The organism is Rhizobium sp. BK176 (assembly GCF_024808055.1).
Genome location: NZ_JANUBV010000003.1, coordinates 548759 through 559076, shown reverse-complemented (window position 1 = coordinate 559076; position 10318 = coordinate 548759). Strand labels below are relative to the sequence as shown.

Genomic DNA, 10318 nt, shown 5'->3' with positions numbered 1-10318 from the left:
AAATCTCTAGAGCGAAGGACTTCGTCGCCAGCAGCGCCGCCGCCCTCGTTCAGTGAGTGGGCTTATAGATCCTACCCCTTTTCTAAGTCAACAGCCGTTTTCAAAAAAAGCGAGATTTCTTGCATCGTATTGAATTCTAAGCCGGATTTTCGGAGGCCGGGTTTTCTGCCCTCTGAATGCGCCGATAGCCGGGTCATTTTTACAGAAATAGCAGCGCGGGACGCGATGACGAGGTCCTTCGCCCTCACATCTTCACAATCGGATGATCTCAAGGGCGAATGATTTGCGTGCGCGCACGCGGCCCATTTGACTTCCATTATTAAACTATGCACTTTTCGGCGCCAGTCAGACCTGCCCGAAGAAGCCTACCGAAAGGACGCGGATCCACCTGCCATGATGACGGAGAAGATGATGATCCGCTCGTTCGGCAACGAGCCGCCGCTTCTCGCCGATGGCAGACGTGCGCCCGACCGCCGCGAAGTTTCACTACGTTGGCTTTCGGGTACGTTCCTCACCGGCATCACCTCAAGCGTGCTGATGGGTGTCGCGCTGTTTGCGGCACTCGACGGGCGCCAGCAGCTGGCGATCCCCGCGGAAGCCTACGCCACGATCAATGCCGACGCCCATGTGGACGATACAGATGTGACGCGCGGCGGTCGGCTGATTGCGTCCGCGATCGCCGCCAAGCCGTCGGACCGCAAAATCATGGAGGTCTCCACCGTCGTCCATGAGGGCGACAAGGAGGTCGTCCGTCGCCAGCCTTTCGCGCGCGTGAAGATGACGCTTGCCGCCAACCACGTGGCGACCGAGGATTATCCAAGCTTCAATCCACTGACGATCTTCGCGGCAGACGAGCCTGACGCACAGCCGGCTGTTCGCACCGGGCAGATCTACGGCTCCGATGTCGAGTCAGAGGTCAGCTTGAAGACCGTGGCTTATCCGACGACGAAATCCGATCTTCAGGTTGCAGCCGGCCTGACCCTCGATGAGATCGAGGAGAACGTCCGCTCCAACGGTTCGGTCCTGACCGACGGTGCGGCTCAGGTGGCAGCCCTTTACTATGTTGATCCGCGCCGTTTCTCCAATGATGACAACGACGTCGATCTGGCGACCGGCCTGACAGCGCGCGTTCTCGAACAGAACATGACGGTCTCGGCGCCGGAATCGATCACGCCGCAGACGGAAGAGTTCGCCGACGACATCATTCCGGTGCGTCAGGATACGTCGATCACCAAGGCCATGGCGGATTCGGGCTACCCCGAGCCACAGGCCAAGGGTGTCTCCGGCTATTTGTCGCCGCTAATCGGATCCGACGAACTGTCCAAGGGGGACGTGCTGCGCATCGGCATCTTGCAGAGGGGCGAACAGGCGAAAATCATCCGTGTCAGCGTCTATCGCGGCACCCGTCATCTCGTCACCGTGGCACTCGACGATCACGATCGCTTTGTTGCCGGCCGCGAACCGCCGCAGATCGACGCGGTCACCACCGCCTTCGACGACAGCTCGACATCGATCCCGTCTAACCAGAACCTGCCGCGCGTATATGACGGGATCTATCGTGCCGCACTCTCCTACGGCATGACGAAGGACATGACCGCGCTGATCATCAAGCTGCTGGCGAGCAGCGTCGATTTTCAGGCGGAGCTGCGCCCGACCGATACGTTGGAAGCTTTCTTCTCGGTCGCCGATTCCAGCGGCCAGGCAACGGAAGATTCCGAGCTTCTTTATGTGAACGCTCGCTTCGGCGACACGCAGACCAGCTTCTACCGCTTCCAGGATCCGGAAGACGGTTCGATCGACTACTTCGATCAGGACGGCAAGAGCATTCGGCAGTTTTTGCTGCGCAATCCGGTCCCGAACGGCATATTCAAGTCCGGCTTCGGCATGCGACGGCATCCGATCCTGGGCTTCGCACGCATGCATACGGGCGTCGATTGGGCCGCCCCGCGCGGCACGGCGATTATCGCTGTCGGTAATGGCACCGTAGAGAAGGCCGGCTGGGATTCCGGCGGCTATGGCAACCAGACGATCGTTCGCCACGCCAACGGCTATGAATCCTCCTACAATCACCAGAGCGCGATCGCCAAGGGCGTCGTTCCCGGCGCCAAGGTTCGCCAGGGCCAAGTGATCGGCTGGGTTGGAACGACCGGTGAATCCACCGGCCCGCATCTGCACTACGAAATGATCGTCAACGGCACCAAGGTCGATCCGTTGCGCGTGCGCTTGCCGGGCGGCAAGTCGTTGAAGGGCGGGGCGCTGGCAAAGTTCGAGGACGAGCGGAAGCGCATCGATGCGCTCCTTGGCAACCAGCCGCCGCCGCAGGTAGCAAGCAAATAACATCCCACAAAAATGGCGGCCGAGGCCGCCATTTTCCTTCCTGGTATCCAGAGCTTACGCCGCTTCGTTGACCGCGGAATTCCGCGTGCGGAACAATAGCCGGTCGGCGCCGCTGGTGATCTTCACCGTGGAGCCGTCAGGCACCTGGCCCGAGAGGATCTGTTCGGCGAGCGGATCCTGAACGTACTTCTGGATTACCCGCTTCAGCGGACGTGCGCCATAAACAGGGTCGTAACCCTTGTTGGCGAGCCAGTTGCGAGCATCGTCGTCGAGTTCGAGCGTGATCTTGCGCTCGGCAAGCAGGGCCACCAGCCGCTTCAACTGGATATCGACGATCGCGCCCATTTCCTCGCGCTTCAGGCGGTGGAACAGGATGATCTCATCGATACGGTTCAGGAATTCCGGCCGGAAATGACCGCGCACCACATCCATCACCTGTTCACGAACCGCTTCGCTGTCGTCCCCGTCCTTCAGCTGGGTCAGATACTCGGCACCGAGGTTCGACGTCATGATGATCATCGTGTTGCGGAAATCGACCGTCCGGCCCTGGCCATCGGTCAGACGACCATCGTCCAGAACCTGCAGCAGGATGTTGAAGACATCGGGATGCGCCTTCTCGATCTCGTCGAACAAGACAACCTGATACGGCCTCCGGCGAACGGCTTCCGTCAGCGCGCCGCCTTCATCGTAACCGACATAGCCGGGAGGCGCACCGATGAGCCGGGCCACGGAGTGCTTCTCCATGTACTCGGACATATCCATGCGCACCATCGCCGTTTCGTCGTCGAAGAGGAAGCGGGCAAGCGCCTTGGTCAGCTCCGTCTTGCCGACGCCGGTCGGACCGAGGAAGATGAACGAGCCGATCGGCCGGTTCGGATCCTGCAGACCGGCGCGCGCACGGCGCACGGCACGCGAAACGGCCTGAACCGCATCGCCTTGGCCGATCACCGATTTCGCCAGCTCGTCTTCCATCCTGAGCAACTTGTCGCGTTCGCCTTCCAGCATCTTGTCGACGGGGATACCTGTCCAGCGGGAAACGACATGCGCGATGTTGTCGGGGGTCACGACCTCCTGCACCATGGCGCTGCGATCGCTGTCCTGCTGTTCGGCTTCGCCAAGCTTCTTTTCCAGGTCCGGAATAACGCCGTAGGTGAGTTCGCCGGCGCGCTGGAACTCGCCCTTGCGCTGGGCGATCGCCAGATCGTTGCGGGCTTCGTCCAACTGCTTCTTCAGGTCGGCTGCCAGGCCAAGCTTCTGCTTTTCCGCCTGCCAGCGGGCCGTCAGCGCATCGGCTTCTTCCTCGAGACCGGTCAGCTCTGTTTCAAGCCGCACCAGCCGGTCGGCAGACGCCGTATCGGTTTCCTTCTTCAGCGCTTCGCGCTCGATTTTCAGCTGCATGATGCGGCGATCGAGTTCGTCCAGCTCCTCGGGCTTGGAATCCACCTGCATGCGCAACCGCGCAGCGGCTTCATCCATCAGGTCGATCGCCTTGTCGGGCAAGAAGCGGTCGGTAATATAGCGGTTGGAAAGCGTCGCAGCCGCAACGAGGGCCGAATCCGAGATCCGGACCTTGTGATGCTGTTCGTATTTTTCCTTGAGACCGCGCAGAATCGAGATCGTGTCCTCGACCGTCGGCTCCTCGACCATGACAGGCTGGAAGCGGCGGGCAAGAGCCGGATCTTTTTCGACATGCTTGCGGTATTCGTCGAGCGTGGTCGCACCGACGCAATGCAACTCGCCGCGGGCAAGCGCTGGCTTCAGGAGGTTGGAGGCGTCCATCGCCCCATCCGCCTTGCCGGCGCCGACAAGTGTGTGCATTTCGTCGATGAAGAGGATGATCTCGCCGTTTTCGGCCTGCACCTCATTCAGGACTGCCTTCAGACGCTCCTCGAACTCGCCGCGATATTTGGCGCCAGCAATCAGTGCGCCCATATCGAGCGCCATCAGCTTCTTGTCCTTGAGAGACTCGGGCACGTCGCCGTTGACGATGCGCAGCGCAAGGCCTTCGACGATGGCGGTCTTGCCGACGCCCGGCTCGCCGATCAGCACCGGATTGTTCTTCGTGCGGCGCGACAGAACCTGGATCGTGCGGCGGATTTCGTCGTCACGGCCGATGACGGGATCGAGTTTGCCTTCGCGGGCTTCGCTGGTCAGATCGCGAGCATACTTCTTCAGCGAATCGAAGCCCTGTTCGGCATTCGAGCTGTCGGCAGTACGGCCCTTGCGGATCTCGTTGATGACCTGATTGAGCGCAAGCGCAGTCACCCCGGCGTTCTTCAACGTCGTGGATGTCGAGGCCGAAGTCTCGATCGCCAGAGCCTGCAACAGGCGCTCGACGGTGACGAAACTGTCGCCGGCTTTCTTCGATGCCTCTTCGGCGGTCGAAAGAACCTTGGCAAGCGGCTGCGCAAGATAGATCTGCCCGTTGCCGCCGGAGACTTTCGGCAGCTTGGCAAGTGCGGCGTCGTTGGCAAGGCGCGCGGCCTTGGGATCACCGCCGGCGCGCTCGATGAGCGACGCTGCCATGCCCTGATCGTCGTCGAGCAGGACTTTCAGGACGTGTTCGGGGGTGAATTGCTGGTGCCCCTGCGCAAGCGCATAGGTCTGGGCGGACTGAATAAAACCGCGCACCCGCTCGGAGTATTTTTCGATATTCATACTGTACCTCCATAAATCGCCCTGCCCTCATAAGGCACAGGCCGATGACTGAGATTGAGCTCCCTCAAACGGCAAGCCCATCGTTCGGCCGCGTTTGGGATTTGCGGCTGACGAACCTGGGCTGGATATGGTGGAGGATTTCAAAAGTTTAAAGAGGCGATGACGCGAAAAACGCGCCGCCGTGCGACCGAGGGGGAGTAGCGTCGAAGCCTCTGCAGAATCCAAGTACGTTGTGGTAACAGGGCCGACAGTTTACGCTGTGATTTACGCATCCATCACTGGAAAACGCCCGCGCCGCATGTGTTCAACACCGGCGCGGGCTAATAGCTCCCCGTTATTGCGGGGCGAGCCGCTCAAGATCATTCAGCCGTTTCAGTGCGGCCTGCTGCCGAAGCAAGGCGTAGTTGATGCCACTTGCATTCAGTGAGCTGCCTTCCTGATACGGAAACTGGGTAAAATCTGAGAAGAAGTCCTTGATCTTGGCTTGCACGGGAACGAGCAGCCACATGTTGCGGGCAAGGAACTCGATGGCCCCGCCCCCCTCCTTCATGCCGCGTTCGTAGGGATCCATGCGCAGGTTTGCGATGTTGGCCCAGGCCGGTATTTCACGCGTCGCCGTGGCGATGTTTCCTTCGCTGTTGATTGCAAAGCTGAGCTTCCAGTCGTTCCAGCGAATGGCGTTGAGATTGCCGCCCTGGTCAAAATAATACACTGCGTCACGTGGGCCCGTTGGAACTTCGCCCTTTAGCAATGGTCCTAGATCATAACCATCCAGGTGCACCTTGAAGTCCTTGGTGCCGGCTTTGAAGCCCGCCTTCATCTGCTCCTTGACGTCTGGTATTCCGGCAACGCTTGCAAAAGTCGGCATCCAGTCCATCAACGTGACGATCTCGTTGACCTCGGTTCCGGGCTTAACGACACCCGGCCACCGAACCATCATCGGGATGCGGAAGCCACCCTCCCATGTTGTGCCCTTTTCACCGTGGAACATCGTCATTGCGCCATCTGGCCACAGAGCGAGTTCCGCGCCGTTGTCGGTGGTGTAGAGGACGATGGTGTTCTCGGCGATCCCCAGCTGATCCAACTGGTCGAGAAGCTGGCCGACGTGACCGTCGTGTTCCACCATGCCATCGGCATGGATGCCCTTCCCGGTCTTGCCAAGCGAGTCAGCCTTCAGGTGCGTGAAGACGTGCATGCGTGTCGAGTTGAACCAGCAGAAGAATGGTTTATCCGCCTTGGCTTGGCGGTCGATAAAATTCTTGGCGGCAGCCAGGAACTCCTCGTCGATCGTTTCCATGCGCTTGGTGTTGAGCTCACCAGTATCCTCGATCTTCCCATCCGCGCTCGACTTGATCACGCCACGAGGCCCGAACTGCCGGCGGAACGCCGGATCCTTCGGGTAGAAGTAACCCTCCGGCTCTTCCTCGGCGTTGAGGTGGTAGAGATTGCCGAAGAACTCATCGAAGCCATGCTTGGTCGGCAGGTGTTGGTCCTGGTCGCCAAGGTGGTTCTTGCCGAACTGGCCGGTCGCATAGCCCTGCGTCTTCAACACATCGGCGATGGTCGGCATCCAATCCTGGATACCATGCGGATCCCCCGGCATGCCGATCGTCAGCAAGCCGGTACGAAATGGCTCCTGCCCGAGAATGAAAGAAGCGCGGCCGGCGGTGCAGCTCTGCTGGCCATAGGAGTCGGTAAAGATGGCTCCCTCCCTGGCGATGCGGTCGATATTGGGCGTGCGGTAGCCCATCAGCCCCATCGTGTAGGCACTGATCTGCGGGATGCCGATGTCATCGCCGAAGATGACCAGGATGTTCGGCTTCTTGCCGGCTGGCGCAGCGGTCTGTGCCTGGGCTGCGGCGGAACTCGCCATACTGGCGACCGCGACGGCCCCAGCAGCAAGGGCGGTCGACCCTATCAGCAGGTTGCGGCGGGTAAGGTTGCTGGTGTCGGAGGAGGTTGCTCGTACGTCGTCGTCGCAGGCCATGTCGCGTGTCTCCCGTCAAACGTGAACGTTTGCAATGTTGTCTGGTGATGAGATGCATTGGCGCTCTCAACTCAGACACAGCCACGGCGAAGGCGTAAGTACGTTACAGTAAATACGCCGCACTTCGGCCGAGCCCGGATTGGGAGGGCGAGCCGAATCCCAAATGCAAAAAAGGCCGCTCCGAAGAGCGACCTTTCTACACAAGTACGGAACGCTGAAACGATCCGGCTATTCCGAAGCGGCATCGGCCAAAGCCGGGGCGTCGTTGGAACCCGCGTCTTCGCCCTCAGCGGAAGCCTCACCTTCTGCAGCGCGACGCGGACGGCGCGGACGGCTGCCGGTAGCGCGGCGCCGAGGCTGACGCTCGCGCGGCTGACCTGCAGCACTTTCCTCGTCCATCGAGACCTCTGCCGGAATGCCTTCGATCTCCGGCTGCGGACCGCTGCCGTCGTTGACTTCGGGCTGCGGCGCCGCAGCTACGGCTTCAACCGGCGCTGCAGCTGGTTGCTGTTCCTGGCGCCGCGGCTGGCGTGCCTGGTCGTCATGACGGCGCGGCTGCTCCTCGTGGCGACGCTGCGGCTGCTCGTCCGAACGGCGCTGCTGATGCTCATGTTGCTGGCGCGGCGGCTGAACGATAACGACATCATCGTTGTCGACACCTTCGATGTCGTCGCCTTCGCGCTCCGTGCCTTCACTAAAGTCGTTGCGATCGTCGCGCTGGAAGCGTTCCTGCATCTGCGCCTGTGCGGCAGCAATGATGCGGTTGTAATGCTCAGCGTGCTGCAGGTAGTTTTCGGCGATAACACGGTCGCCCGAACTCTGCGCGTCGCGAGCGAGCTGCGCATACTTTTCGGCGATATGCTGCGCGGTACCACGGATCTTAACGTCTGGGCCGGAGCTGTCGTATGTCCGCGTCAGCGGATTGCCGCCCTTGCGGTTGAAATTGTTGTTATTGTTATTTCCACCACCGCCGCCGCCGTTGTTATTGCCACGCCCGCGACCGCGCTTGTTCTGCTGTCCTGGCCTCATAGATCGTTCACCTGAATTCTCTGTTTGTTGTGGAGTTATGGCATCAACCGCCGTGGCCGGTTCACCGGCTCAGAGCCCTTGTGCCGCAAGCATACTGCGCCTTCGCGCCAACCTGCCGCTTGTTCTCAAGTCAGTTTGACTGATTCACGCATTGGGTCGTATTCAACCTTTGAAGCTCTCGTTTAAAAGAGCGGACCCCCGAGGCCGAGCTAGTATCGAACGGCTCACCGTTCTGTCCCATCTCTCCAACGCGTGGGGTCAACCTATATTGCTTCCCGTGGAAATCCAAGCCTTTTCTTCGCAATGACACCAATGTCCTGTTCGATGCTTTAAGTTGTCGCGCATCACTTGAGCGCGAACACAAGCGCCCGGTCATTCTGGCCGTAATCTTTTACGGATTCCAGAAGCTTGAAGCCTTCAGCCTCGAAAACGTCCGTTACGTCGTTTCGCTGGTCGTAGCCGATCTCAAGTCCCACGACGCCGTTCGGCTTTATGAACCTTGCCGCATCCTTGGCGATGGTTCTGTAGGCGTCAAGCCCATCCCGACCGCCATCCAGTGCGGCAAGGGGATCAAATTTCGTCACTTCGGGAGCGAGAGTGTGAACGACCTTAGAAGCGATATAGGGCGGATTTGAGACAATCGCATGAAACGTGCCGTGGATACTGTCAAACCAACTGGACTGTATGGCTTCAAAGCGATCCTGCAATCCGTTTCTTTCCGCGTTTGATTTTGCCGTCCTCAACGCGTCGGCCGATATATCGCTGCCGACACCTGACGCTTCCGGACACCCGCTCAACAGAGCTAGGCATATCGCCCCGGTTCCGGTTCCCAAGTCAAGGATATGGATACGGCCCTCGGTATTTGCAAGATCGTGCAGATATGGAAGCACCGTATCGACGAGAATTTCTGTATCGGGCCTTGGCTCGAGGGTTTCCGCTGACAACGAAAGCGGCAGACCATAGAACTCGCGTTCGCCGAGAATGCGATGAACCGGCTCATGCGCCAACCGGCGTTCGATCGCTTGCTCGATCAATGTCGCCTGCTCATTGCCCAGGGTCTCGCCACCGCGCGTCACGATGGCAGTCGTCGAAAGTCCAAGCAGCCCTGCGACAAGGACGCGGGCATCCGCGGCGGCGCTGTCTATTCCGACTTCGGTGAAGCGCCGGCGAGCTTCAACCAACATTTGGGAAACCGTAGGCTCGGCCTGTTTCCCGCTCATGCCGCTCATTGCTGCTCGCCGAGTTGCGCCAACTGGCTCGCCTGATAGTCGGCCATCAACGCGTCGACCACCTCGTCGATCTCGCCGACCATCATCCGGTCCAGTTTGTAGAGGGTCAGATTGATGCGGTGATCCGTCACCCGTCCCTGTGGGAAGTTGTAGGTACGGATGCGTTCGGAACGGTCGCCGGAGCCGACTTGGCTTTTGCGGTCGGCGGAACGCTCGCTGTCGGCGCGCTGGCGCTCGGCATCATAAAGGCGCGAGCGCAGAACCTGCATCGCCTTGGCGCGGTTCTGGTGTTGCGACTTCTCGGAGCTGGTGACAACAATGCCGGTCGGCAGGTGGGTGATGCGAACGGCTGAGTCCGTAGTGTTGACGTGCTGGCCGCCGGCGCCAGAGGAGCGCATCGTGTCGATGCGGATGTCTTCCGGCCGGATCTCGATGTCGATCTCTTCTGCTTCCGGCAAGACCGCGACCGTCGCGGCCGAGGTATGGATACGGCCTCCCGCTTCCGTTTCCGGTACGCGCTGGACGCGGTGGACGCCGGATTCGAACTTCAGCTTGGCAAACACGCCCTTGCCGGTGATCGTCGCGATGATTTCCTTGAAGCCACCCGCTTCGCCTTCGCTCGACGACAGGACTTCTACCTTCCAGCCATGGGCAGCCGCGTAACGCTCATACATCCGGAACAGGTCGCCGGCGAAGAGCGCGGCTTCCGAGCCGCCGGTGCCGGCGCGGATTTCCAAAATCGCGCTCTTCTCGTCGGCTGCATCCTTCGGCAGCAACAGGATCTGAATTTCCTGCTCCAGCGCCTCCAGCCGCTCCTTAACTTCGGGCAGCTCCAGTTCAGCCAGGTCGCGCATTTCGCGGTCCACGGACTTGTCGTTCAGCAAGGTCTCAAGGTCCGCAAGCTCCGCAATCGCCTTCTCGTAGGCGCGAATCTTCGTGACGACAGGCTGCAGCTCGGAATACTCGGAGGCGAGCTTGACGTAGACTTCGGCCGAAGGACCGGCCGACATGCGCGCTTCGATCTCGCCGAAACGGCGTTCCAGCTCGCGCATCTTTTCAACGGGAAGCTTCGCCACCC

6 protein-coding genes are annotated in these 10318 nt (G+C 60.2%); 1 reads left to right on the top strand and 5 read right to left on the bottom strand.

Annotated elements, in window-relative coordinates:
- The first annotated feature begins 393 nt into the window (after positions 1–393).
- Positions 394–2337, top strand: coding sequence for a M23 family metallopeptidase (locus FHT76_RS15390; RefSeq protein ID WP_183863560.1), 1944 nt, complete (start codon positions 394–396; stop codon positions 2335–2337).
- 54 nt (positions 2338–2391) lie between these two features.
- Here the strand turns inward: FHT76_RS15390 and clpB are convergent, their stop codons facing one another.
- The 5 genes from clpB to prfA all read right to left on the bottom strand — a co-directional run bounded on the left by clpB (position 2392) and on the right by prfA (position 10316).
- Positions 2392–4995, bottom strand: coding sequence for an ATP-dependent chaperone ClpB (gene clpB, locus FHT76_RS15385; protein ID WP_259185670.1), 2604 nt, complete (start codon positions 4993–4995; stop codon positions 2392–2394).
- A 334-nt stretch (positions 4996–5329) separates the two neighbouring features.
- A complete protein-coding gene (locus FHT76_RS15380) occupies positions 5330–6982 on the bottom strand; it encodes an arylsulfatase (RefSeq protein ID WP_183863564.1) in 1653 nt (550 codons plus the stop codon).
- A 228-nt stretch (positions 6983–7210) separates the two neighbouring features.
- On the bottom strand, positions 7211–8011 hold the full coding sequence (locus tag FHT76_RS15375; RefSeq protein WP_183863566.1) for a DUF4167 domain-containing protein: 801 nt from the start codon (positions 8009–8011) through the stop codon (positions 7211–7213).
- A 344-nt stretch (positions 8012–8355) separates the two neighbouring features.
- The gene (gene prmC, locus FHT76_RS15370) at positions 8356–9231 is read right to left on the bottom strand and encodes a peptide chain release factor N(5)-glutamine methyltransferase (protein ID WP_183863815.1); all 876 of its coding nucleotides are present in this window, start codon (positions 9229–9231) and stop codon (positions 8356–8358) included.
- Between the two features lie 5 nt (positions 9232–9236).
- Positions 9237–10316 (bottom strand): peptide chain release factor 1, encoded by a 1080-nt coding sequence (prfA, locus tag FHT76_RS15365; RefSeq protein ID WP_016556369.1) that lies wholly within the window; start codon positions 10314–10316, stop codon positions 9237–9239.
- Between the last annotated feature and the right edge of the window lie 2 nt (positions 10317–10318).

What these genes read in the sequence shown, in the direction of transcription:
- FHT76_RS15390 (WP_183863560.1), top strand. Translation starts at nt 394, where the DNA reads ATGATGACGGAGAAGATGATGATCCGCTCGTTCGGCAACGAGCCGCCG.
- clpB (WP_259185670.1), bottom strand. Translation starts at nt 4,995, where the DNA reads ATGAATATCGAAAAATACTCCGAGCGGGTGCGCGGTTTTATTCAGTCC.
- FHT76_RS15380 (WP_183863564.1), bottom strand. Translation starts at nt 6,982, where the DNA reads ATGGCCTGCGACGACGACGTACGAGCAACCTCCTCCGACACCAGCAAC.
- FHT76_RS15375 (WP_183863566.1), bottom strand. Translation starts at nt 8,011, where the DNA reads ATGAGGCCAGGACAGCAGAACAAGCGCGGTCGCGGGCGTGGCAATAAC.
- prmC (WP_183863815.1), bottom strand. Translation starts at nt 9,231, where the DNA reads ATGAGCGGGAAACAGGCCGAGCCTACGGTTTCCCAAATGTTGGTTGAA.